The sequence below is a fragment of the Floccifex sp. genome (assembly GCF_051873555.1).
Lineage (GTDB): Bacteria > Bacillota_I > Bacilli_A > Erysipelotrichales > Erysipelotrichaceae > Floccifex.
The window spans coordinates 1-24,493 of sequence record NZ_JBJEEY010000114.1 but is presented as its reverse complement, the minus strand read 5'-3'; the positions used below and the strand labels follow the sequence as shown (position 1 = coordinate 24,493).

Below are 24,493 nucleotides of genomic sequence, written 5' to 3'. Positions count from 1 at the left end.
TTTGCTTTCGTCCTTTGGGATGAAAGCTTTTTTTATAAATGGGAGGAAAACACAATGGAAAAAATTCAAGTACCAGAAGGAATGAGAGATTTAATATTAGATGAATGTCGAAAGAAAAAAATGCTTCAACATCAAATTGAATCGATATTTGATTCATATGGATACCAGGAAATTATGAGTCCTACCATTGAATACTATTCAACCTATTCCAATGCCTATGAAAACATTATAGAAGAAGACAAATACAAATTTTTTGATCAAAATGGACGAATCTTAACACTTCGAAGTGATATGACCGTTCCCATTGCCCGTGTTTGTTCCACAAAATTTAAAGACATACAACCTCCATATCGATTTCGATATACATCCAATGTCTTTAAAGTACGTCAAAAATTCAGAGGCAAACAAAGTGAAGTCACAGACTGTGGCATTGAATGCATTGGCTTAGATCACAGCAATTTAGAAGTTTTATTATGTGCCATTGATGTTATGGAAAGCCTGCACTGTGACTATACACTTGAAATTGGAAACGTTAATTTCTTTAAACAAGCTAGTTCCTATTTTAATTTATCTTCACAAAAATTAAGTGACTTAATCAATCGAAAAAGTATGATCGAATTAAAAGAATTTTTAATTGAAAATAAAGTCTCCCAAAAAGCCTATGAATTTTTTATGAAACTTCCATTTCTATCTGGAGATGCATCCATTCTTGATCAAGCTTTACAACTTAGTTTTAATGAAGAAATTGAAGCCGTTGTGCTTTCTTTAAAACAATTACATGAAACACTTGAGAAAATGGGAATGAGCCAGCATATTACATATGACTTAGGAAAAGTACCACATTATAAATATTATACAGGCATAATTTTTGAAGGTTTTGTATCAGGCGTAGGAACTTCTGTATTAAATGGTGGACGATATGATCATTTATTAGATAAATTTGGATATGATTTACCAGCCTGTGGTTTTTCAGTCAAATTAGATTATTTATTAGAAGTTACTAAGCTCGAATCACAAACGAAAATGGTTGTGTACTATCCATTATCGAAACAAGTACAAGCCTATCAAAAAGCGAAAGAATTACGAAAACAATATGCATGTGTTGAATGTCAAATGTATTCTTTAGATGAAGTACAAGTAAAGGAGGAAATAAGATGAGTTTATCGATTGCCCTTACTAAAGGAAGACTCGAAAAACAAACCGTTTCTATGTTAGAAGAATGCGGTTATGGCATTGAAAGCTTAAAAGACAAAGGAAGAGCCCTTGTTTTTAATGACAGTGTCTATGATATTTCTTATTTTCTAGTAAAATCCAATGACTGTATTACCTATGTAGAACATGGTGTAGCCGATATTGGTGTCGTTGGAAAGGATACATTATTAGAAGGTGGAAAAGACTATTATGAAATGCTGGACTTAGAAATTGGAAAATGCAAATTCATTGTTGCTTCTTTACCCCAGAATGAATTATTTTCAAAAGTAGGTCACATCAAAATTGGAACCAAATATCCACAAGTCGCCAAAAATTATTTTTTATCCAAAGGCATGGATGTTGAAATTATTAAAATTGATGGTTCCGTTGAATTAGCACCGATTTTAGGATTATGCGATGGAATTGTTGATATCATGGAAACAGGAACGACTTTAAAAGAAAATGGACTCATAGTATTGGATACTGTTTGTGATATCAGTGCCCGTGTAATTGTGAACAAAGCCAGTTATAAATTAAAACGAAATGAAATATTAAAAGTAATTTCAGATTTAGAAAGAATGGTGAAACAACATGCTTCAGGAAATTAAGAAAAACAATACAAGTGAATTATTAGAATATCTTGAATCTAGAAACCAGGAAATATCCAGTGATATTTTAATGAAAGCTAGTCAAATTATCGAAAAAGTACGAAAAGAAGGCGATATAGCTTGTAAATCATATACAAAACAATTTGATGGCATTGAAATAGAACATTTCCGTGTCAGTGAACAAGAAATTGAACAAGCCATTTCAAAATGTGATCCATTCTTTTGTGAAAGCATGAATAAAGCCAAAGAAAACATTGTTTATTTTCATCAGGCACAAAAACAAAACTCGTATTTACTGCAAAAAGAAATGGGAATTTATTTAGGTCAAAGAGTTCTTCCATTAGAATCTGTTGGAATCTATGTACCAGGTGGAAGAGCTCAATATCCTTCCAGTGTATTGATGAATGCCATTCCTGCTCATGTAGCTGGTGTCAAACGCATTGTCATGGTAACGCCTCCTTCCAAAGAAGGAAGTATACATCCCAATATTGCGTATGCCGCAAAAATTGCAGGTGTTACAGAAATATATAAAATAGGGGGAGCGCAAGCCATTGCGGCTTTAGCCTATGGAACACAATCCATTCCACATGTCGATAAAATTGTAGGACCTGGAAATATATTTGTGGCAGCTAGTAAAAAACTTGTCTTTGGAAAAGTGGATATCGATATGATTGCGGGTCCAAGTGAAATATTAGTTATAGCCGATGAAAAAGGAAAACCAGAATATATTGCTGCCGATTTACTATCACAAGCCGAACACGACCCAATGGCCAGTGCTATTTTGTTGACAACATCTACTTCTTTATTAGAAAAAGTCAATGAAGAATTAAAGAAACAAACAGACGTATTACCAAAAAAAGATATCATCGAACAATCTTTACAAAACTATGGAAAAGCCATTGTTTGTGACTCCATTGAAGAATGTATTCAAATCAGCAATCAAATTGCACCAGAACACTTAGAACTCATGATAGAAGATCCAATGAAATATTTAAGCTTAGTACAAAATGCTGGATCCGTATTTATGGGATATTATACATGTGAAAGCATTGGAGACTATTTTGGTGGAACCAATCACGTTCTTCCAACCAGTGGAACGGCTCGTTTTTCCAGTGCTTTGGGCGTAGATAGCTTTATTAAAAAATCAAGTTATTTATATTACACAAAAGAAGCCATTGAAAACTATGGAAAATATATTGTATCGATGGCACAACAAGAACAATTAGAAGCCCATGCTAATGCAGCGAAAGTGAGGATGCTGGATGAAAAAAATTGAAAGTTATCAGACACATAATCAAAAAGGTATTTTATTAAATGCCAATGAAGTTAGTGACAATATTGATGAAATTCTAAAAAAACAAATTAAAGAACGAATAGATTTCATTGACTTTAATCGATATCCCGATACCGATTGCATTGAATTACGTAAAACATATGGAAATTATATTCATATGCCTTATGAACAAATATTATGCGGCAATGGCTCCGATCAAATGCTGGATTTAATTATGAGCTATTATTGTTCATCTAATAAAACAGTACTAACATTAGACCCTGATTTTGGTATGTATGATTTTTATGCTTCTAGATATGATGCAAAAGTTATTAAATATACATGCAAAGAAGATGGCTCTTTTGATGTGGATGACTTCATTTCGTTTGGTAAACAAAATAAAGTCGATTTTATTATTTTTTCCAATCCCAATAATCCAAGTGGCCATTACCTAGAAAACAAAGACATATTAAAAATTGTAAAAGCTTTTCCAGATATTCCTTTTGTGGATGATGAAGCTTATATAGAATTTGCCAAGGAAAGCATGATGGAATATATAGATCAATTTCCAAATTTCTTTATTACAAGAACTCTATCGAAAGTTTTTGGCATGGCTGCCATTCGAACAGGATTTTTAATTGGATCCAAACAAAATATAGAGCGTTTATCCAATATTAAAGTACCCTATGCTTTAAATACTGTTTCACAACAAATTGCAATTTGTGCACTTCATTCCATTGAAACAGCACTAAATCGTGTTCAACCAATTTGTCAAAGAAGAGAACAATTATTGAATATGAAATTTAAAGATATCACTATATATCCATCGCATGCTAATTTTGTATTAGTCAAAGCCACAAAATTAGATGTATTAAAAACTTTATTTGAACAAAATCACATTCAGATTCGTACATATAACAATAAAGACTACATACGAATTACTATCGGAAATGAATTGGAACATCAACAAGTGATTTCAATTTTCAATCAATACCAGGAGGCACTATGAGAGAAATTCAAATCAATCGTAAAACAAAAGAAACAAATATTCAGTTGTCTTTAAATTTAGATGGAAAAGGACAATCTAATATTCAAACAGGAATCGGTTTTTTTGATCACATGTTAACTCTTTTTTCATTTCATTCAAAAATAGATTTAAACCTTACATGTCAAGGAGATTTAGATGTCTGTGATCATCATACCATTGAAGATTGTGGAATTCTTTTAGGAACCACCTTTAAACAAGCCTTGGGCGATAAAAAAGGCATTGCCCGTTATGGTTTTTTCTCTTTACCAATGGATGAAACACTTGCTCAAGTTTCATTAGATATTAGTGGAAGACCTTATTTAGTATTTCATTGTGATTTTCATCGCGAAAGCATTGGATTGTATTCGACAGAAATGACTGAAGAATTTTTTAGAGCTTTTTGTACAAGTGCAGGAATTACTTTGCATATCAATGTATTATATGGAACCAATGACCACCATAAAATGGAAGCCATTTTTAAAGCCTTTGGAAGAGCCTGTAAAATGGCCATTCAAATTGAAGGAAATGACATTCCAAGTTCAAAAGGAGTGATTGAATGATTGGAATTATAGATTATGGAATGGGAAATTTACACAGTGTACAAAACGCATTAAAAAAAATCAATGCCAACTGTGTAATTAGCCATGACAAAGATATTTTATTGCATTGCGATAAATGGATTCTACCAGGTGTAGGCGCTTTTCCTGACTGTATAAAAAACTTAAAACAATACCAGTTATTTGATTTTATTCAAGAACAAGTCCATCAGGGAAAACCATTATTAGGAATTTGTTTAGGCATGCAGGCTTTATATGAATATAGCGAAGAAATCGAATATTGCCAGGGTTTTGGCTTTATTAAAGGACACATTGAATTAATGAAAGATGAAAGTGTTCGCATTCCACATATTGGATGGAATCTATTGGAAAAGAATCAAGATACGCCTTTGTATCCTAAAGAAAGCTTTGTGTATTATGTGCATTCTTATTATGCACAAGACTACAATCCAGAAGATTTAATTGGTTATTCTATGTATGGGTCTTTAAAAATATGTGGGATGATTCGACATAAAAATGTACTGGGCTGTCAATTTCATCCGGAAAAAAGTGCCGAAGATGGATTGGCAATATTAAAATATTTTGTGGAGGAATTTATATGATATTACTTCCAGCAATTGATATTATTGAACAAAAACCTGTTCGATTGTACCAAGGTGATTATGAAAAAAAAGAAGTTGTGGGCTCTTCTGTACTTGAAATTGCCATTCAATTTGAAAAAGAAGGCGCATCTTATGTTCATTGTGTCGATTTAGATGGTGCAAAATCTGGTAAAAAAGAAAATGCGAAATTAATTTGTCAAGTCGCAAAGACACTTTCTATTCCTGTTGAAGTAGGAGGCGGCATTCGAACTTTAGAAGACATTTCTTTTTATTTAGAACAAGGGATTTCGCGTGTCATTTTAGGAACAGTGGCCATTGAAAATGAAACACTATTAAAACAGGCATTAGAACAATATGGAAACAAAATTGCAGTGGGTATGGACTGTAAAAATGGATATGTATGTGGAAATGGATGGCTGGAAACGAGTTCACTTTATTACTTGGATTTTGCGAAAAAAATGGAAGAAATAGGTGTACAAACATTGATTTTTACAGATATTTCCAAAGATGGAACTATGCAGGGACCTAATATAGAAATGCTTCAAAAACTAAAAGAAAACGTAAAAGTGAATATTATTGCTTCTGGGGGTATTAAAGACTTATCTCATATTCAACAATTAAAGGATTTAAATTTATATGGAGCCATTACTGGAAAAGCCATGTATACACAATCCCTGAACTTAAAAGAAGCCATTAAACTTTGTGAGGAATAAATTATGCATACAAGACGAATTATCCCTTGTCTGGATGTAAAAAATGGAAAAGTCGTAAAAGGAATAAATTTTGTTGGCTTAAAAGAAGTAGGCGATCCTGTTGAATTAGCTAGAGAATATTATCTTCAACAAGCCGATGAATTAGTATTTTTAGATATTACGGCGACTCATGAACAAAGAGATACGATGGTAAAAGTCGTAGAAGCTGTAGCTAAAGAAATCTTCATTCCATTTACAGTGGGAGGTGGCATTCGAAGTGTACAAGACATTCGTAAAATGTTATTAGCGGGAGCTGATAAAGTATCTCTAAATTCAGCGGCTGTTAAAAATCCAGACCTGATTGCGCAAGGTGCCAAATTATTTGGCAGTCAATGTATAGTATTGGCTGTGGATGGTCGAAAACGAGCAGATGGAGGATGGAATGTTTTTGTTCGTGGAGGAAGAGAAGATACGGGTCTGGATTTAATTGAATGGGTAAAAAAAGGCGTATCTTTAGGCGCTGGAGAAATATTATTAACGTCTATGGATGCCGACGGAACCAAAGAAGGCTTTGACATTGATATGTTAAAAGCGGTACATGATGTTTGTCATGTTCCTGTTATTGCTTCAGGTGGCTGTGGAAGTTTAGAACATTTTTATGAAGTGTTTGAACAAGACTGTGCGGAAGCTGCTTTAGCCGCTTCTTTATTTCATTATAAAGAATTAAGTGTACAAGACGTTAAATCATATTTAAAAGAAAAAGGAGTACCTGTACGTTTATGAAATTAGATTTTGAAAAAGGAAATGGCTTAATTCCTGTAATTGTACAAGAACAATCCACAAAAGAAGTATTGATGCTGGCATATATGAATGAAGAAAGCTTTCAAATGACAGTACAAACAAAAATAGCGACGTATTGGTCTCGTTCTCGACAGGAAATATGGATCAAAGGAAAAACCAGTGGCCATTATCAATATGTAAAAGAAATTCGTGTGGACTGTGATAGTGATACGTTATTATTGATTGTAGAACAAACAGGAGCGGCATGTCATACAGGAAACCATTCTTGTTTTTATAGAACAATGGATGTACTATAAAAAAGGAAAGGGGTTTTATTCATGAATACATCTTCTCCAATCGGTGTTTTTGATTCAGGATTAGGTGGAATCAGTGTCCTTCATACTTTAGTACAAACTATGCCCCAGGAAAACTATATTTTCTTTGGCGATTCCAAACACAATCCATATGGAACCAAGACAAAAGAAGAAATCACAAAACGTTGCATTGAAATTTGTGATCATTTTATACAACAAGATGTCAAAGCCATTGTGATTGCATGTAATACAGCAACTTCAGCTTGTGTGAATCTATTAAGAAAAAGATATTCGATTCCTATTATTGGTATGGAACCCGCTTTAAAAGTGGCATGTGAAATTGGTGATCATCAAAAAATATTGGTATGGGCAACGGATTTTACGCTTCGTGAAAAGAAATTTGCGGATTTAATGAAACAATTTGAAGCGAATCACGAAATTGTTAAAGTGGCTTGTCCAAAATTGGTAAGACTTGTAGAAGAAAATCAATTAAATGATGTTGAATATGTTCAAGATGTTTTATCTTCATATTTACCACACCAAAACTTTGATAGCCTTGTATTAGGATGTACCCACTTTGTGTTTTATAAATCAATTTTAGAGAAAATGGTTCCATCAATTTTAATCATTGATGGAAATACAGGAACTGTGAATCATTTAAAAGATATATTGACACAAAATCATCTTTTAAATACAGGAAAAGGATCCATTGTATTTCAAAATTCATTAGAAACAAAAATTTCATTGTCAAAAGAATTATTTGAATACCTGAAATAATTCTTTTTTTTGTTTGACATTTTTTTTAGAATAGGACTACTATTTCTAAGGAAGGTGAGAGAATGGAGTATAGTATATTAAGAGATTTAGCCATTATTGTAGTAATGGCAAAGATTTGTGGAATTATTGCTCGAAAATTTAAAATTCCTCAAGTAGCTGGAGAAATTATTGCAGGACTTTTAATTGGTCCAAGTATATTAGGATGGGTACAACCCACAGATTTTTTAACACAAATGGCTGAAATTGGTGTCATTTTATTGATGTTTTCCGCTGGTCTTGAAAGTGATTTACATGATTTATTGAAAACCGGACCAAAAGCATTTGCGATTGCCTGTGCCGGGGTATTTATTCCATTGATTTTAGGTTCTATTTTATCTTTTTGTTTCAATGGATTTCCACCTATTGGAAGCTTAGAATTCTATTCTAATGTCTTTATTGGTTGCATTATGACAGCTACTTCTGTCAGTATTACCGTTCAGACATTAAAAGAAATGGGAAAATTAAATGGCGAAACAGGAACGACAATTGTTTCAGCGGCTATTATTGATGATGTCATTGGAATCATTGTTTTAACGATTTTAATTGGATTTAAAGATCCAAGTGTAAAACCCACTACAGTTTTAATCAATACAGCATTATTTTTTATACTGAGCTTTGGATTGGGTGTTTTAATTTATCGTTTCTTTAAAAAAATGGACAAAGAAAATCCACATACACGTCGAATCCCCATTTTTGGATTGGCATTGTGTTTGATTATGGCTTATTTAGCCGAAGAATTCTTTGGTATTGCGGATATTACAGGTGCCTTTTTAGCCGGTATTATTTTATGTAACATAGATGATAGTTCTTATATTGATCGAAAAATGGAAGTATCCAATTATATGTTCTTTGGACCTGTTTTTTTTGCCAGTATTGGATTGAAAACAACTATTGACCATATCAATGCAGCCATCATTGTCTTTACCATTGCTTTTGTGATTGTAGCATTAGCTTCAAAAATTATTGGCTGTGGATTAATGGCTAAACTATGTGGTTTTTCCAATAAAAATAGTTTACGCATTGGAGTGGGAATGATGACACGAGGAGAAGTGGCTTTGATTGTTTCGCAAAAAGGATTATCAGTAGGATTGATGGATCCAATTATCTTTACTTCTGTTATTTTATTGATTATAATCTCTAGTGTGTTAACACCGATATTGTTAAAGATTTTATACCGAGAAAATCATTTCAAAGAAGAAATAAGAGCTTAGTTTTTTACTAAGCTCTTTTAAAATATTCTTTTGTTTTTGAAATAATGACATTTCGTAAACCAATTAATCCAATTAAATTCGGAAAAGCCATACACCCATTAACAATATCAGCTAACACAAATACAAATTCTAAGGACATGAAAGGACCAATCGCAATACAAATTAAGAAAACAATTTTATAAGGCAAAATGGATTTTTCACCCCATAAATATTGAATACATTTTTCACCGTAAAAGTTCCATCCAATGATGGTTGTAAACGCAAAGAAAATTAATCCAATGTTGACAATATAACTTCCAATCGAACCCAAAGTATTTGTAAAAGCATAGGTTGTTAAGGCAGCTCCATTAAGGTTTGTATTATAAGCTTGTGTTATAAGAATAGCCAAGCCAGTCATGGTACATACTAAGATTGTATCAATAAATGTACCTGTCATAGAAACCAGTCCTTGTTCAACACTGGAATGGGTTTTTGCACTGGCTGCCGCAATAGGAGCAGAACCTAATCCGGATTCATTGGAAAATATGCCTCTGGAAATTCCGCTTTTCATCGCAATGCCTAAAGTGGCACCAAATACAGAATTATATGAAAAAGCGGATTGAAAAATTAAATGAAAGACAGAAGGAATTTGTTTGAAATGAAGGCATAAGATACAAATGACACCTGAAATATAGGCTACACTCATAAATGGAACAATTTTTTCAGAAACGGAAGCAATTCTTTGAATGCCTCCCAGTGTGATAAATCCAACACAAATGACTAAAAGAACAGCTACGATAAGGGTTGGAATATGAAATGTTAATGAAAGAGCATCGGAAATGGATTTAACTTGGGTAAAGGTTCCAATTCCTAATAAGGCCACACACAAACCAAAGAACGCAAAGCATTTAGCTAACCATTTTAAATGAAGTCCACGTTCAATATAATACATAGGCCCTCCTGCCATTTGACCTTTTGCATCTTTGATTCGATATTCAATGGCTAATAATCCTTCCGCATATTTGGTTGCCATGCCTAAAAATGCGGATACCCACATCCAGAAAATAGCACCAGGCCCTCCTGCCATAATGGCAGTGGCTACACCAACAATGTTTCCGGTTCCAATGGTGCTGGATAAAGCTGTACACAATGCCTGAAAACTCGATACATCCCCAGGCTGGTCTTCTTTTTTAAATAATAGACGAAAAGCTAAAAAAAGTTTACGAAATTGAAGAAAGCCAAGTTGAATGGAAAAATAGAGTCCTGTTCCCAAAAGTAAAAAGATAAGGGGATAGCCCCAAATGAGTTCTTTGATTTGATTTAAAAAATAAGTGAAAGTTTCCATATATCCTCCTTTGTCCTTTTGCCTGAGAGATTCGTCAACTGACTTGCTCCTTCGGCGTTCACTTTGTGTGAAACTCTCCAAAGGCTCGTCCATCAGCGATCCTTTTGCCTGAAATTTTTAATTCTTCGGCGGCCGAAGCACTCTTTCGCTGTTTTCAACCGAACGAAATCACTATACTGAAAAATGTCTAAGAATGCAATACAAATGTTTATAAAATATAGATAGGAGAAAAATATGAAACCTGTTATTGGTGTACTTCCTTTATGGGATGATGAAAAACAATGTTACTGGATGTTAGAAGAATATTTTGATGGCATTCAAAGAAATGGTGGCATTCCCATTATGCTTCCATTTTCAAGTGATATACAAGATGTATATGAAAAATGTGATGGTTTTTTATTTACTGGTGGACAAGATGTCAATCCTTTGTTGTATCATCAAGAAAGAAAAGAAAATGTTTTTCCATGCGAAAAAAGAGATCAATTAGAATTTGATGTATTGAATTACGCATTAAAACATAAAAAACCAATTTTAGGAATTTGTCGAGGCATTCAATTCATTAATGCCTATTTTCAAGGAACATTGATTCAGGATATTCCTTCTTGTTTTCAAACCAATACAATTCATAAACAAGATAAGCCATATGATAAAGGCATTCATTTTGTTTCTATTTTAAAAGACACACCATTATATGATTTATTAAAAAAAGAAACCATGTATGTTAATAGTCTTCATCATCAAGCCATTGATATTCTTGGAAAAGGATTAAAAAAGATGGCTATTAGTGAAGATGGATTAATTGAAGCTATTTATAAAGAAGATCATCCTTTTCTTTGGGCTGTTCAATGGCATCCAGAATATAAAAAAGATGAAGAAAGTGATTTAATTTTTAAAAAATTTATTCAAGCATCAAAAATGTTTTGAGATGAAATTTTAAAAAAAAGTGATATAATACACCCATGCCAAAAAGAAAACTAAAAATACATCGCTTATTGATTTTAATTCTTCCTGTAATTATTATCATTTCTTTAATAGGATATTATTTGATACCTAAGTATGAAAAAGAAGAAAAGATAGAAACAATTGCTACAATTATGATTGATGCAGGACATGGAGGCTATGATGGAGGAACCATTGGAGGTGATGGAACCTGTGAAAAAGATATTACTTTGGCTCTGGCTTTAAAAATGGGAAAAGAAATTGAAGAAATGGATCCAAGAATTAAAGTTGTTTATACAAGAGAAAATGATGTTGTTGAATGGGCAGATAATGAAGAAGACGATTTAATAGAGCGTGTAAAAATGGCTAAAAAAGAAAAAGCCGATTACTTTATTTCCATTCATATTAATTCCAATGAAGATGAAAGTGTATCGGGCTATTATTCTTATGTTCGAGATGATGATGAAGTTTCCTGGCAAATTGCTAATCAAATTTCATATTATCTAGAACAAAATGGCTGGCAAAGCGATTTGGGAACGCGTTCTACACAAGGGAATCCTTTATATGTTGTTGACTATAATGAAATGCCTTCTATATTATTTGAAGCCGGTTTTATTACCAATGCCATGGAATTAAATCAACTTCAACAAGAAGAAAATCAAAATGTCATTGCCAAAAGTCTGGCACAAGCGTATGTAGAATATATTCAATCACAAGAATCTTGATCTTGTGATTTTTTTTCTTCTAAAAATTCAGGATATGTCATTAAACAATTATGATCTTGTGCTTGTTTTCCCTGTATGGTCGTTTTTAAATTTTCTAATTCATCGGTTTGTGTTAATTTTTCACCAACTTTTGAAAACTTAAATAAAGTTGCAGGTCGATCCATTTCCATCAATATTGTATTCAAAATCACAAAATCCGCATAATGTTTTCCTTTTGTATAGAAATCAATTTCTTCAATAAGTTGTATACAAAATTCTTTGATTTGATCTGTATCTACATTATCTCTAAAAATAATAAATAAAGTACCATCGTTTTTTACAGTTGTAGGCTGTGCCATGGTAAATTGATGAATAATGGATTTAGTGATTTCTTCTTGAATAGAATCCATATATTCTTCATATAACAAATCTGTAATCGATTCATCTTTTTTTATTTTAAAATATAAAGTAGGATAAATACCGCAATGCTTGAATAAACGCGTATTAATTTTTTGTACATATAAAACTGGAAACATGTTTTTCACCTCATATTTATTATAAACAATTTATTTTGATTATTTTAGTGAAACCTTTAACATAATTAGTTGTTGTATGATAAAATAATAAACATGGAAAAGATAATAGAAAATAGTTCTCTTCGCTTATTTGAATTATCAAAAGAAATCAAACAAATTTGTTTTAAATTGGTACGAAACGAAGAAAATGATATTCAAAGAATTTGTGATCTGTTTTATGGTTTTTCAAAAGAATGTAAAGTTTTATTGAATTTTTTTGATGATGAAAAAACAAAAGAAATACTTATAAATGCTTCTTTGTATTTTGAACAAATTTCATCAACATTGATTGAACTACAAAAAAATGAAAAAGAATATTTACTTTCTTTGTGTTCTTTATTTCATTTTGCGAATCAATTTGAAAAACTATATAAAAATCAATAAAAAAAACAACATATTTACATATGTTGTATTTTTTTAAATGGTGCCCCAGGCCGGACTCGAACCGGCACGGTATCGCTACCGGTGGATTTTGAGTCCACTGCGTCTACCAGTTTCACCACCAGGGCATTGCTTAAGTATTATATACAATCTTCTTTATGTTTTCAAGTAAAAAAGAACTTTTTTTTCATGAATCTGTTATAATGTCAGATGGAGGACTAGGATATGAAAATATTAGTTGGATTAAGTGGTGGAGTTGATTCCGCTATTGCAGCATATTTATTAAAAGAACAAGGCTATGATGTAACGTGTTGTTTTATGCGTAACTGGGATGCTTTTGCGAATAATGACATTGAAGGGAATCCAACCATTCAAAATGATACGTGTCCACAAGAACAAGATTATATGGATGCTTTACAAGTTGCCAGGCATTTGGGTTTAGAATTGTTACGTGTGGATTTTATAAAAGAATACTGGGACCATGTATTTAAAACGTTTTTAAGTGAATACGAAAAAGGTCGTACACCTAATCCAGATATTTTATGCAATAAATATATTAAATTTGATTCATTTTTTGAATATGCCATGGAAAAAGGCTTTGATGTAGTGGCGACAGGGCACTATGCTTCTACAAAAGATATAGATGGATTTCGATATTTAACAAGGGCAAAAGACACAAATAAAGATCAGACTTATTTTTTGTGTCAAGTAAATAAAAGTGCTCTACAAAAAACAATGTTTCCATTGGGAAATATTATTAAACCACAAGTTCGTCAATATGCTTTGGATTTACAATTGGATAGTGTAGCAACCAAAAAAGATAGTACCGGAATTTGTTTTATCGGTGAAAGAGATTTTCGTAAATTCTTAACGAATTATTTACCTTCAAAAGAAGGAAATATTGTTGACATAGATACTGGAAAAGTGCTTGGACAACATATTGGAGTTTTATATTATACCATTGGACAAAGAAAAGGCTTAAATATCGATCATGTAGCCGGACCTTGGTTTGTGGTTGGAAAAGATGTAGTGAATAATATTTTATTTGTTTGTCATCATACACATCAACAATGGCTTTATTCCACGTCTTGTTTAGTCAAAGATGTGAACTGGTTATTGCCAGAAAACTATGAAATCAAAGAAAAATGCACCGCCAAATTTCGTTATCGTCAACCAGATCAAGATGTTTTCTTGACAAAACTAGATGAAAAAACAGTTTTATTACGTTATCCACAAAAAATCGCATCGGTTACTTGTGGACAAGAAGCTGTTTTCTATGATGGTGATATTTGCTTGGGTGGCGGTGTTATTGAAGAAGTATATATTCATAATCAAGATTTAAATCAAAAAATTCTAAAGACATATCAGGAGAAACAAAATGGAAACCATTGAGGCAAAACTCGAATACATTGTGTATGAAAATCCTCAAAATCATTATGTCGTGGCTTCTTTTTCACAAAATGATACATATCATGTATTTACCGCAACAGGAATTATTCGTGATGTACAAGAAGATATGGATTATGTTTTAACGGGTAGCTATATCAAACATCCCAAATACGGGGATCAGTTTCAAATTCAAACGGCTCAAAAAAAATTACCAACCAATGAAAAACAAATTATTCGTTTTTTAAGTGGTGAAAGATTTAGTGGCATAGGAAAGAAAACAGCACAGGAAATATATAATGTTTTAGGTGATTCATGTTTAGAAACGATTTCAAAAGATTCTAAAGTTTTATATTCAATTTCTTCTTTAAATAAAAAGAAAATTCAAATTATTGAAAAGGGGATGAAAGAATTTAATGGATTTAATGAATCGTATCTTCAATTGGTTCGATATGGTTTAAGTGAAACAAAAATTGAATTATTAGAAAAGACATATGATAAACCTTTGGAGGTTATTGAAAACAATTGTTTTCAGCCTTTTTATGAAATCAATGGATTTGGCTATAAAACCAGTGTATTATTAGCCAATCAAATGGGATTAGAATCCATGGATACAAGGCGAATAGATGCTTATATTTGCAATATTTGTCGTGATTTCTGTATGAATACGGGGAATACATATATAAGTGCTGTTACTATTTATGAAAACGCAAAGACTTTGTCAAAAGAAAATATTGACCAAGCCATTGATCGACTTGTTTTAGATGATGTATTTCAAATGGAAGACAATCGCATTTATCCATTTCATTTATTAGACGATGAAAAAACTATTGCGGATTTGTGTAAAAAACATATTTTTGATGTGGAAACAATAGATGAAGATGTTCTTTTTTCAAAAATAAGAGAAGTGGAGTTTTCATTAAATATTGAATATGACTGTAAACAAAAAGAAGCCTTTCATACTTTTTTTCAACATTCTTTTTCCATTTTAAATGGAGGACCTGGAACAGGTAAAACAACAATCGTTAGAGGAATCTTAAGAATTTGTTCACAAGTATTTCCGAATTCCTTTATTCAATTATGTGCTCCAACAGGAAGAGCTTCCAAACGATTGGCACAATTATCGGATTGCGATTCTCGTACCATTCATTCTTTGCTTCAATGGGATTTGCATTCCAATACATTTGGAAAAGACGAAAACAATAAAGTGGATTGTGATATTTTAATTGTGGATGAATTTAGTATGGTGGATACACATTTATTTGCACAATTATTAAAGGCACTTCCTGTTCATTGTCGCATTCTATTAATTGGTGATGAAAATCAATTGGAAAGCGTAGGACCTGGAAAAGTATTTGAAGACTTGATTTCTTCTTCTCTTTTTCCTGTTATTCATTTAACTAAAATTTTTCGCCAGGAAAATGGCTCCGGTATTGTGACATTGGCAAAAGAAATTCGTGAAGACAAAGTTTGTCATTATGTAGATGGAGTGACATTTTTAGAAAGAAATAGTCAGGAAATTTTAAGTGAAATTGTCAAACTGGTTATGGAAAATGACTTTGATCAAATGCAGATTTTAGCGCCTATGTATAAAGGATATTGTGGAATTGATGCCATTAATTCGATTATTCAGCAAATAAAAAACCCTAAAACATCTTATAAAAATGAAATGAAAGTTGGAAATATCATTTTTCGAGAAAAAGATCGTGTTATGTTGTTGAAGAATATGGCTGAAGAAGATGTTTATAATGGAGATATGGGTGTAATTACCCATATTGAAAAAACAAAAGAAGGAAACAGTATTGAAGTGGAATTTAATGATCATATTGTGACTTTTGATCACGACTATCTTTATTATTTGACACATGCTTATTGTGTATCCGTTCATAAAGCACAGGGAAGTGAATATAATATTGTTTTATTTATTGTAGATTCCTCTTTTCTATATATGCTGGAAAAACGATTGATTTATACGGCTATTTCTCGTGCAAAACATCATTTATATATCATTGGAAATCAACAAGTATTTGAAAATCAAGTGAAATTAAAACAAAAACGAATGCGTTTCACTTCGTTGCGTTTATATTTAGGAGGAAATCATGATTAAATCCATTATAAAAGATGAAAACTTTTTGTCTATCAAATCGAGTCAATGTACTAATAAGGACTTATATATTGCGAAAGATTTAAAAGATACATTAAATTTCCATAAAAAAGAATGTGCCGGTATGGCAGCGAATATGATTGGATATTCAAAGAATATGATTATTGTCAATGCCGGGTATTTAGACTTGATTTTGATCAATCCAAAAATTATCAAAAAATCAAATCCATATCAAACACAAGAAGGTTGTTTATCTTTACTGGGGCAAAGAAATACAATTCGTTATCGACAAATAACGGTAGAATATCAAGATCTTTCTTTCAAAAAACATATACAAGTTTTTACAGATTTTACAGCACAAATCATTCAACATGAAGTCGATCACTGTAACGGAATTCTAATCTAGAATTTCGTTTTTTTTTTTTGAATTTATACGGAAAGGTGTTATAATTTGCTTCAAATCACAGGAGGTTACTATGATATCGTTTTTAGTTTCAAAATTTGTTAAAAATGCTTCCGATACAAAAAGTGCAGATGTAAGAAGTGCTGTAGGTACTTTATGTGGCTGGATTGGAATCTGTAATAATATTTTTCTTTTTCTAATTAAATTTATCATTGGTATTTTGGTGACCTCTGTTTCCATTCAAGCCGATGCCATCAATAACTTAACCGATGCTGGAAGTAATATTATTTCTATCATTTCTTTTTATTTTTCTAATAAACCAGCGGATAAAGATCATCCATATGGACATCAAAGAAGTGAATCCATTGCTTCTTTATTTGTTGGTGTGATCATTGTTTTTTTAGGTTTTGAAATGATTAAAGAAAGTGTTATTAAAATCATTCATCCCCAGGAAATTGATTTTCGATGGATTACCATTTTGATTTTATTGATTTCAATTTCCGTTAAATTATGGATGTATAGTTATAATAAAAAATTATCTAAAGTATATGAATCTTCTTTATTAGAAGCTACAGCATTGGATTCGATTAGTGATGTATTAGGAACCACAGGGGTTTTACTTTCAACCATTCTTTCTCCAATTATTCATTTTAATTTAGATGGATATATGGGAATTGTAGTTTCTGTTATCATTTTATGGAATGCCTATAATTTATTAAAAGAAGTCATTAATTCATTGATTGGACAAGCACCCGATAGTGATTTTGTGAATGAAATTGTAGATATTATTTTATCGGATGCAAGAATATTAGGGGTTCATGATTTTATTTTACATGACTATGGACCCAATAAACAATTTGCCAGTGCCCATGTAGAAGTAGATAGTGAAAATGATATTTTTGAAATTCATGATCATATAGATAATGTTGAAAGAGCTGTAAAAGAGAAAATGGGAATTGAATTGGTATTGCATATGGATCCAGTTAGAGTTAATGATCCAAAAACAGAATACTATAAAGAAAAAGTAAAAGACGCTATTTGTTTATGTAATCCAGAATGGAAGTTTCATGATTTTCGCATTGTTACAGGACCAACACATGATAATCTGGTTTTTGATTTAGTCATTCCTTTTGAGGAAACAAAAACAAAAAAAGAAATTGAAAACGATATTTTATCGCATATGAATGTTGATAAAATCATTTATTTGGTCATTACAATTGATCATCCATTTGCCTGAAAACTATTGAATTTTTTATTTTATTTTGATATATTATTTCTGTTCACGTGGAAGAAGATAAGTACATTTTAAAAGGGTAATAAAGAGATAAAGTGGCTGGTGAAAACTTTACAACAATTAAAACGGAAGCTAACTTTGGAGTGAAAACGTATTCGGCGATAACGAGAATTAAGGTGCACCCAAAAGGTGAACTAGGATGGTACCGCGTAATTTTACGTTCCTAGAAACAGGAACGTTTTTTTTATTGGAGGAAAATATGAAACAATTAACAGGAAATCAAGTTCGACAAATGTTTTTGGATTATTTTAAAAGTAAAGGACATATGATTGAACCAGGAGCTTCTTTAGTCCCAAACAATGATCCAACTTTATTATGGATCAATGCAGGGGTAGCGGCTTTAAAAAAATATTTTGATGGAAGTGAAAAGCCTCGTTGTAATCGCATTGCCAATGCACAAAAAAGCATTCGTACAAATGATATTGAAAATGTAGGTAAGACTGCACGTCATCATACATTCTTTGAGATGTTAGGGAATTTCTCAATTGGTGATTATTTTAAAGAAGAAGCCATTCCATTCGCATGGGAATTTTTGACAAGTGATGAATGGATGGGTATTGATAAAGAAAGACTATATATTACGGTTTATATTGATGATCAAGATGCATATCGCATTTGGACTGAAAACTGTAAAGTGGATCCAAGTCATATTCTAAAAACAAAAGAAAATTTCTGGGAAATCGGAAAAGGTCCTGGAGGACCAGATAGTGAAATTTTCTTCGATCGTGGTCCAAAATACGATCCAGAAGGATTGGGCGAAAAATTATTTTTTGAAGAAATGGAAAACGATCGTTATATTGAAGTCTGGAATGTTGTTTTTTCTCAATATGACTGCAATCCAGAAATGGATCGAAAAGAATATAAAGAATTGCCACAGAAAAATATTGATACCGGAATGGGATTGGAGCGTTTAGTGGCTTTGATTCAAGATGGAGAAACAAATTTTGATACAGATTTATTTTTGCCAATTATTCATGCGACAGAAAAAATGGCAAACTATCCATATGAAGGCGAATATAAAATGGCCTATCGTGTCATTGCCGATCACGTACGTACAATTACGTTTGCATTAAGCGATGGTGCAAATTTCTCAAATTCAGGACGTGGCTACGTTCTTCGTCGTGTACTTCGTCGTGCAGCTCGTTATGGATTAAAACTTGGTTTGGATGAACCTTTCTTATATAAATTAGTACCTGTAGTGGCCGATAATATGAAAGATTTTTATCCATATCTTCAAGAACATGTTGCGTTTAATCAAAAATTAATCAAAATTGAAGAAGAAACATTTAGAAAAACATTAAAAAATGGACAAGCTTTATTGGATGAAGAAATTAAGAAAGCAAAAGATACATTAAGTGGAGAAGTCGTCTTTAAGTTATACGATACATATGGATTCCCATTTGAATTGACACAGGAAATTGCTTTAGAAAATGGTTTACAAGTCAATCGTGAAGAATTTGATGAACAAATGAATCAACAAAAAGAACGTGCACGTGCTGCACGTAATAATAAAGATTCGTTTAGTAAACAACACCAGGATTTAATGGAATTTACATCTCCATCTGAATTTATTGGATACGATCAATTGTCTTGTACAGCCAAAGTCATTGGATTATTCAAAGACGGACAAAAAGTTGATTCCTTAAGTGATTGTGGAGAAGTTATTTTAGATGTAACTTGTTTCTATGCTGAAAGCGGTGGACAAGTCTGTGATAAAGGATGGATGAAAAATTCGGAATTTAAAGCCAATGTGATTGATGTACAAAAAGCGCCGAATAAACAACATTTACATTCCATTGAAATTGAAGAAGGTGTTCTAACACAAGGAATGGAATTAACTTGCCAAGTGAATGAAGATTTAAGAAGAAAAACAACAGCCAATCACTCTTGTACACATTTATTACAAGCCGCTTTACAAAAAGTAGTAGGATCTCATATTCATCAGGCGGGTTCCTATGTTTGTGATGAATATTTACGTTTTGACTTTTCTCATTTTGAAAAAATTTCAAATGAACAATTAGCACAAGTGGAAGCCTTAGTGAATGAATATATTTCCAGTGGTTATGCTGTTACAAAAGAAATGATGGCCATTGAAGAGGCAAAGAAAACAGGAGCCATGTCTTTATTTAATGAAAAATATGGTGATGTGGTTCGTGTAGTTTCTATGGGAGATGTATCAAAAGAATTCTGTGCTGGATGTCACGTAGAAAATACGGCTCAAATTGGTTTCTGTAAAATCATTTCTGAAGAAAGTATTGGATCGGATTCACGAAGAATTACAGCTAAAACGGGATATGAAGCATATAAAGAAGTGGCAAATGAACATCAGATGTTAGAAAATATCGCATTAAGTGCAAAATCAAAAGGAATTAAAAACATTGATGAAAAAGTACAGAATGCTTATGATCAAATGAAAGCTTTAAATAAAGAAATTGAAGACTTAAAAAATCAAATCTTTACTTTAAAAGCCAATCAATGGATTGAAGAATGCAAGCCAATTTCTCATTTCAATGTTTTGATTAAAAAAGTCGATGGAATGGATGCAAAAGCTTTAAAAGATGTTGTATCCAATATTAAAGGACAAGACGAAAATGCGGTTTGTTTCTTTGCTAACGTCAACAATGATAAAATTGTATTTGTAGCAGGAGCTGGTAAACAAGCGGTTAAGAATGGTATTCATGCTGGTCAATTGGTAAAACAAGCGGCTCAGATTTGCCAGGGAAATGGTGGTGGAAAACCAGATATGGCTCAGGCTGGTGGTAAAGATGTTTCCAAAGTAGATGATGCTTTACAATCCATTCAAAATTTTATTCAAAGTTTATAATATAATTTTGATAAAAGATGATATTCTATTAATGAAAAGTTTGCCCTTATAAATGAAGTAAAAATAGCTACACAATCTTAAATGATTGGTAGCTAATTTTTATTTTGTGTATCTTTATCATAATGATTTAGAATTAAATTAAAGTTTTTGAAAATAAAAGTTAACAAGGTCAAGAAAAGTAATCCTGTCATCATCTAATGAAATGAGGATTTATCATACCTCACAGGAATCGACCAAGAGACAAGCTTTGACCATAATTCATTTTATCAGTTTTCATGAATCATACATTTTGATTTATATATTGTGTAAATTATTCTTTGAAATGAACAAAAAATGGTAAAACTATTAGACAAAGATGAAATCACTTTCATTTTTGTCTTTTCTTTAGTATAATGAGATAAGTTAAGGAGTTGATATTATGAAAGACGTTACTGAAACTATGACTTTTACCACAGAAGACATCCGAAGAGAAAATATTAAGATGATTCTTAAAGAAGTGAGTAATGCTCTAGAAGAAAGAGGCTATAATTCCGAAAATCAAATTGCCGGTTACTTAATCAGTAATGATCCTGCCTATATTTCTTCTCATAAAAATGCACGAAATTTAATTCAAAGAATTGAACGATACGAAATTATTGAAGAACTTGTGCGTGCATATTTGGATAAATAATGGGACGTATTATTGGACTTGATCTTGGCAGTAAAACTTGTGGCGTTGCGATTAGTGATAACACTGGATTTTTGGCAAGAGCATTAACGACGCTTCGTTTTGAACAAGATGATTACGATGATTGTTTTGACCAGTTGCTGGATTTATTAGAAGAACAAAATATTCATGAAGTTGTTTTAGGGCTTCCAAAACATATGAATGGAGATGTTGGAATTCGAGGACAATTGTCTATAGATTTTGCCAATGAACTGGAAAAAGAAGGTTATCATGTCACTTTGTGGGATGAACGATTAACAACTGTCAGTGCTGAAAGATTATTGATACAAGGGGATGTTTCGCGTAAAAAACGAAAAAAAATCATTGATCAGATGGCAGCTGTACAAATTCTTCAAAATTATTTGGATAGTTTAAAAAACAGGGGGTAAATTCAAATATTACCCTCTTTTTGATTTTAGAAAGGAACTTTTATTTATGTTAGATTCAAATTGTTTGTATGTGAAAGACGAAAATGGAAATGAAAAGAAATTTATAATCTTATTCACATTTGACAGTGATGAAACCAAAAAACAATATGTTGTATATCAAGACCCTGATGGGGATTTGAGTGACGTATTTGCTTCGATTTATGATGACCAGGGAAATTTATATCCAATTCAATCCGATGAAGAATGGGATATGGTTGAAGAAGTCATTAATACTTTTGTTGAGGACGAAGAAGATGCGTAAAAAGAAAAGTCATAAAGGTAAAATTATTTTAATTGTGATTCTTTTATTGTTGATTGGAATTTTATTAGGATCCATTTTCTATATACGTTCTATGATTTCACCAGTTGGAAATGGAGAAAAACAAGAGGTATTGGTCATTGAACAGGGAGAATCCTTTCAATCTGTCTTAAATAACTTAGAAGAAATAGAAATGATTCATGGTTCTTCATTTGCTTCTTTGTATGTTAAATTAAAAGGAAATGTATCCTATTATGCTGGAAATTATACATTAAATGATGGCATGAATTTAGATGAAATATTAGAATATTTATCCAATTCCAATCATGCCTTTGAAGATAGTGTCTCTATTACCATTCCAGAAGGAAAGTGGGCAAAAGAAATTGCAGAAATTATTTCGCAAAATTTTGATTATAATCAACAAGAAATCATTGATTACTGGAACAATGAAGAAATATTAAAATCTTTATGCAACGATTATGAATTTTTAAATTTTGATGAAATTAATAAAGCTGAATATAAAATTAAATTAGAAGGATATTTATTTCCAGAAACGTATTCCATTCCAGCTGATGCTTCCATCGAAGAAATTACACATATTCTATTGAATCAATTCAATCAAATGTATCAAGAATATAAAGAAGATTTTAATCAAAGTGAATATAGCATTCATGAAATTGTAACACTGGCTTCTGTTGTTCAATTTGAGTCTGGATATAAAGAAGATATGCCAAGTATTGCAGGTGTATTCTATAATCGATTAAACAATGGAATGCGCATGCAATCCAGTGTGACTGTTTGTTATGCTTTATACGATGATTTTAACGATCCAACGGATTGTGAAGTACAAACAGATATAGATTCTCCATATAATACATATTTATATGATGGACTTCCTGTTGGACCAATTTTAAATGCAGGAAAAGATGCTTTTGAAGCTACTTTACATCCAGAAGAAAATGAATATTTCTATTTTGCTGCCGATATACATGGCGATGGAAAAGTGTATTATTCAAAAACATTTGACGAACATCAGCAAATTTGTGATCAATTGAATTTAGGATTATAATTTGATATTTCAACATTCTATGTTATAATTCCTAGTGCAAAAAACAAGGAGTGAATCAAAATGGCAAGTGAAAAAAATTATGTAACGCAAGAAGGATATGACGCGTTAGTCAAGGAATATGAACAATTAGTCCATGTCACTCGTGCAGAAGTTATTGTCGAGTTACAAGAAGCCAGAGCACAAGGGGACTTGTCAGAAAACGCCGACTATGATGCCGCTCGTGAACACCAGGGACAAGTCGAAGCGCGTATTCGTGAATTAGAAGCTTTAATTAAGAATTCAGAAATCATTGATGAATCAGCCAAAAAAGGAAAAGCACATGTTGTAAAGATTGGTTCTTATGTGACGATTTTAGATTTGTCGGAAAATGAAGAAAAATCATTCAATATTGTAGGTTCTGTAGAAGCCGATCCATTAAATGGAAAATTATCGAATATTACACCATTAGCAGAAGTGATTTTAGATCACAAAGTAGGCGATATTTGCACTGTAAAACGTGTTGAAGAACCATATGATGTAAAAATTGTTTCCATTCAATAAAAAAATTTTTACAAATTCAAATTTTTTACGAATAAAAGAGAAGGGTGAGTCTTATGAAAAAATTCCTTCTCTTTTTTCTTTTCTTATTTTTATTTTGTTTTTCTTTCTTTAACCGCTATACTTTGGTATCACTTGATACATTAAAACCAAGCACAAAACAAGTAGAAATCAAAGGTGAAGTTAATAAACCAGGTGTTTATATCGTTGATTATGATGCGACAATTCAAGATGTAATCGACATGGCACAAGGTTTAACACAACTAGGAAGTACAGATCATTTGAATTTAAATCAAGTTGTTTTAGATCAAGACGTAATTGTAGTATTAAAAAAAGAAGACAATAAAATTTCAATTAATTCTGCTAGTTATGAACAACTACAAACACTACCAGGCATTGGACCTGCTTTAGCCAATCGAATCATTGAATACCGTAAAGAACAATCTTTTCAATCTTTAGAAGACATAAAAAATGTAAAAGGAATAGGGG

Annotated in this window: 27 protein-coding genes, 1 tRNA gene, 2 riboswitches and 2 other annotated features (1 of these 32 cut by a window edge); of the genes, 25 read left to right on the top strand and 3 right to left on the bottom strand. The window is 31.8% G+C overall.

Annotated elements, in window-relative coordinates; all coding sequences use genetic code 11:
• Positions 1 to 18, top strand: a binding site (T-box leader); it begins 186 nt to the left of the window's first position.
• Positions 19 to 54: 36 nt separating this feature from the next.
• The 11 genes from hisZ to ACI32A_RS06535 all read left to right on the top strand — a co-directional run bounded on the left by hisZ (position 55) and on the right by ACI32A_RS06535 (position 9,071).
• Positions 55 to 1,158 (top strand): ATP phosphoribosyltransferase regulatory subunit, encoded by a 1,104-nt coding sequence (hisZ, locus tag ACI32A_RS06585; protein WP_439754243.1) that lies wholly within the window; start codon positions 55 to 57, stop codon positions 1,156 to 1,158.
• The gene (gene hisG, locus ACI32A_RS06580; RefSeq protein WP_439754242.1) at positions 1,155 to 1,799 is read left to right on the top strand and encodes an ATP phosphoribosyltransferase; all 645 of its coding nucleotides are present in this window, start codon (positions 1,155 to 1,157) and stop codon (positions 1,797 to 1,799) included. Before hisZ ends, hisG begins: the two co-directional genes overlap by 4 nt.
• Entirely contained in the window at positions 1,783 to 3,075 is a 1,293-nt protein-coding gene (hisD, locus tag ACI32A_RS06575; RefSeq protein WP_439754241.1) for a histidinol dehydrogenase, read from the top strand. The genes hisG and hisD overlap by 17 nt, the downstream gene beginning before the upstream one ends.
• Positions 3,062 to 4,081 (top strand): pyridoxal phosphate-dependent aminotransferase, encoded by a 1,020-nt coding sequence (locus ACI32A_RS06570; protein WP_439754240.1) that lies wholly within the window; start codon positions 3,062 to 3,064, stop codon positions 4,079 to 4,081. The genes hisD and ACI32A_RS06570 overlap by 14 nt, the downstream gene beginning before the upstream one ends.
• Positions 4,078 to 4,659 (top strand): imidazoleglycerol-phosphate dehydratase HisB, encoded by a 582-nt coding sequence (gene hisB / locus ACI32A_RS06565; protein WP_439754239.1) that lies wholly within the window; start codon positions 4,078 to 4,080, stop codon positions 4,657 to 4,659. The genes ACI32A_RS06570 and hisB overlap by 4 nt, the downstream gene beginning before the upstream one ends.
• Positions 4,656 to 5,258 carry an imidazole glycerol phosphate synthase subunit HisH gene (gene hisH / locus ACI32A_RS06560; RefSeq protein WP_439754238.1) on the top strand — a complete coding sequence of 201 codons (603 nt, stop codon included), beginning with the start codon at positions 4,656 to 4,658 and terminating at the stop codon, positions 5,256 to 5,258. The genes hisB and hisH overlap by 4 nt, the downstream gene beginning before the upstream one ends.
• On the top strand, positions 5,255 to 5,971 hold the full coding sequence (hisA, locus tag ACI32A_RS06555; protein ID WP_439754237.1) for a 1-(5-phosphoribosyl)-5-[(5-phosphoribosylamino)methylideneamino]imidazole-4-carboxamide isomerase: 717 nt from the start codon (positions 5,255 to 5,257) through the stop codon (positions 5,969 to 5,971). The genes hisH and hisA overlap by 4 nt, the downstream gene beginning before the upstream one ends.
• A gap of 3 nt (positions 5,972 to 5,974) precedes the next feature.
• Positions 5,975 to 6,733, top strand: a complete 759-nt coding sequence (gene hisF, locus ACI32A_RS06550) for an imidazole glycerol phosphate synthase subunit HisF (protein WP_439754236.1) — start codon at positions 5,975 to 5,977, stop codon at positions 6,731 to 6,733.
• Positions 6,730 to 7,047, top strand: a complete 318-nt coding sequence (gene hisI, locus ACI32A_RS06545; protein WP_439754235.1) for a phosphoribosyl-AMP cyclohydrolase — start codon at positions 6,730 to 6,732, stop codon at positions 7,045 to 7,047. The genes hisF and hisI overlap by 4 nt, the downstream gene beginning before the upstream one ends.
• 21 nt (positions 7,048 to 7,068) lie before the next feature.
• Positions 7,069 to 7,821: a glutamate racemase gene (gene murI, locus ACI32A_RS06540; RefSeq protein ID WP_439754233.1), complete on the top strand. Its 753-nt coding sequence runs from the start codon at positions 7,069 to 7,071 to the stop codon at positions 7,819 to 7,821.
• A 62-nt stretch (positions 7,822 to 7,883) separates the two neighbouring features.
• Positions 7,884 to 9,071 (top strand): cation:proton antiporter, encoded by a 1,188-nt coding sequence (locus ACI32A_RS06535; RefSeq protein WP_439754232.1) that lies wholly within the window; start codon positions 7,884 to 7,886, stop codon positions 9,069 to 9,071.
• Positions 9,072 to 9,078: 7 nt separating this feature from the next.
• Here ACI32A_RS06535 and ACI32A_RS06530 read toward each other — a convergent pair whose 3' ends face one another.
• Positions 9,079 to 10,395 (bottom strand): alanine/glycine:cation symporter family protein, encoded by a 1,317-nt coding sequence (locus ACI32A_RS06530; protein ID WP_439754231.1) that lies wholly within the window; start codon positions 10,393 to 10,395, stop codon positions 9,079 to 9,081.
• Between the two features lie 7 nt (positions 10,396 to 10,402).
• Positions 10,403 to 10,479: riboswitch (glycine riboswitch) on the bottom strand.
• A gap of 2 nt (positions 10,480 to 10,481) precedes the next feature.
• A riboswitch (glycine riboswitch) is annotated at positions 10,482 to 10,553 on the bottom strand.
• Positions 10,554 to 10,629: 76 nt separating this feature from the next.
• Between ACI32A_RS06530 and ACI32A_RS06525 the strand changes: the two genes are divergently transcribed.
• Together ACI32A_RS06525 and ACI32A_RS06520 are read left to right on the top strand one after the other, a co-directional pair.
• On the top strand, positions 10,630 to 11,319 hold the full coding sequence (locus ACI32A_RS06525; RefSeq protein ID WP_439754230.1) for a gamma-glutamyl-gamma-aminobutyrate hydrolase family protein: 690 nt from the start codon (positions 10,630 to 10,632) through the stop codon (positions 11,317 to 11,319).
• Between the two features lie 35 nt (positions 11,320 to 11,354).
• Positions 11,355 to 12,059, top strand: a complete 705-nt coding sequence (locus ACI32A_RS06520; protein WP_439754229.1) for an N-acetylmuramoyl-L-alanine amidase family protein — start codon at positions 11,355 to 11,357, stop codon at positions 12,057 to 12,059.
• Here ACI32A_RS06520 and ACI32A_RS06515 read toward each other — a convergent pair.
• Entirely contained in the window at positions 12,041 to 12,574 is a 534-nt protein-coding gene (locus tag ACI32A_RS06515; protein WP_439754228.1) for a hypothetical protein, read from the bottom strand. The two genes, ACI32A_RS06520 and ACI32A_RS06515, sit on opposite strands and share 19 nt — an antisense overlap.
• Before the next feature lie 93 nt (positions 12,575 to 12,667).
• Here ACI32A_RS06515 and ACI32A_RS06510 point away from each other — a divergent pair, with 93 nt between their 5' ends.
• Positions 12,668 to 12,997: a hypothetical protein gene (locus tag ACI32A_RS06510; protein ID WP_439754227.1), complete on the top strand. Its 330-nt coding sequence runs from the start codon at positions 12,668 to 12,670 to the stop codon at positions 12,995 to 12,997.
• Positions 12,998 to 13,035: 38 nt separating this feature from the next.
• Here the strand turns inward: ACI32A_RS06510 and ACI32A_RS06505 are convergent.
• Positions 13,036 to 13,122: transfer RNA gene (locus ACI32A_RS06505), tRNA-Leu, on the bottom strand.
• A gap of 97 nt (positions 13,123 to 13,219) precedes the next feature.
• On the opposite strand from ACI32A_RS06505, the gene mnmA reads away from it, so the two are divergent.
• The 11 genes from mnmA to ACI32A_RS06450 all read left to right on the top strand — a co-directional run.
• Complete coding sequence (gene mnmA, locus ACI32A_RS06500; protein WP_439754226.1) at positions 13,220 to 14,386, top strand: tRNA 2-thiouridine(34) synthase MnmA; 1,167 nt, start codon at positions 13,220 to 13,222, stop codon at positions 14,384 to 14,386.
• Complete coding sequence (gene recD2 / locus ACI32A_RS06495) at positions 14,373 to 16,487, top strand: SF1B family DNA helicase RecD2 (RefSeq protein WP_439754225.1); 2,115 nt, start codon at positions 14,373 to 14,375, stop codon at positions 16,485 to 16,487. The genes mnmA and recD2 overlap by 14 nt, the downstream gene beginning before the upstream one ends.
• Positions 16,480 to 16,890, top strand: a complete 411-nt coding sequence (locus ACI32A_RS06490; RefSeq protein WP_439754224.1) for a peptide deformylase — start codon at positions 16,480 to 16,482, stop codon at positions 16,888 to 16,890. The genes recD2 and ACI32A_RS06490 overlap by 8 nt, the downstream gene beginning before the upstream one ends.
• 70 nt (positions 16,891 to 16,960) lie before the next feature.
• Positions 16,961 to 18,124 (top strand): cation diffusion facilitator family transporter, encoded by a 1,164-nt coding sequence (locus ACI32A_RS06485; protein WP_439754223.1) that lies wholly within the window; start codon positions 16,961 to 16,963, stop codon positions 18,122 to 18,124.
• 39 nt (positions 18,125 to 18,163) lie between these two features.
• Positions 18,164 to 18,349 (top strand) — a binding site (T-box leader).
• Positions 18,350 to 18,380: 31 nt separating this feature from the next.
• Positions 18,381 to 21,005 carry an alanine--tRNA ligase gene (gene alaS, locus ACI32A_RS06480; RefSeq protein ID WP_439754222.1) on the top strand — a complete coding sequence of 875 codons (2,625 nt, stop codon included), beginning with the start codon at positions 18,381 to 18,383 and terminating at the stop codon, positions 21,003 to 21,005.
• A 418-nt stretch (positions 21,006 to 21,423) separates the two neighbouring features.
• Positions 21,424 to 21,675 (top strand): IreB family regulatory phosphoprotein, encoded by a 252-nt coding sequence (locus tag ACI32A_RS06475; protein WP_439754221.1) that lies wholly within the window; start codon positions 21,424 to 21,426, stop codon positions 21,673 to 21,675.
• Positions 21,675 to 22,100, top strand: coding sequence for a Holliday junction resolvase RuvX (ruvX, locus tag ACI32A_RS06470; protein WP_439754220.1), 426 nt, complete (start codon positions 21,675 to 21,677; stop codon positions 22,098 to 22,100). The genes ACI32A_RS06475 and ruvX overlap by 1 nt, the downstream gene beginning before the upstream one ends.
• Before the next feature lie 46 nt (positions 22,101 to 22,146).
• Positions 22,147 to 22,401: a DUF1292 domain-containing protein gene (locus ACI32A_RS06465; protein ID WP_439754219.1), complete on the top strand. Its 255-nt coding sequence runs from the start codon at positions 22,147 to 22,149 to the stop codon at positions 22,399 to 22,401.
• Positions 22,394 to 23,467 carry an endolytic transglycosylase MltG gene (gene mltG, locus ACI32A_RS06460; protein WP_439754218.1) on the top strand — a complete coding sequence of 358 codons (1,074 nt, stop codon included), beginning with the start codon at positions 22,394 to 22,396 and terminating at the stop codon, positions 23,465 to 23,467. The genes ACI32A_RS06465 and mltG overlap by 8 nt, the downstream gene beginning before the upstream one ends.
• A gap of 60 nt (positions 23,468 to 23,527) precedes the next feature.
• Complete coding sequence (gene greA / locus ACI32A_RS06455; protein WP_439754217.1) at positions 23,528 to 24,007, top strand: transcription elongation factor GreA; 480 nt, start codon at positions 23,528 to 23,530, stop codon at positions 24,005 to 24,007.
• Between the two features lie 53 nt (positions 24,008 to 24,060).
• On the top strand, positions 24,061 to 24,493 hold a 433-nt coding region (locus ACI32A_RS06450; protein ID WP_439754216.1), incomplete at its 3' end, for a DUF655 domain-containing protein.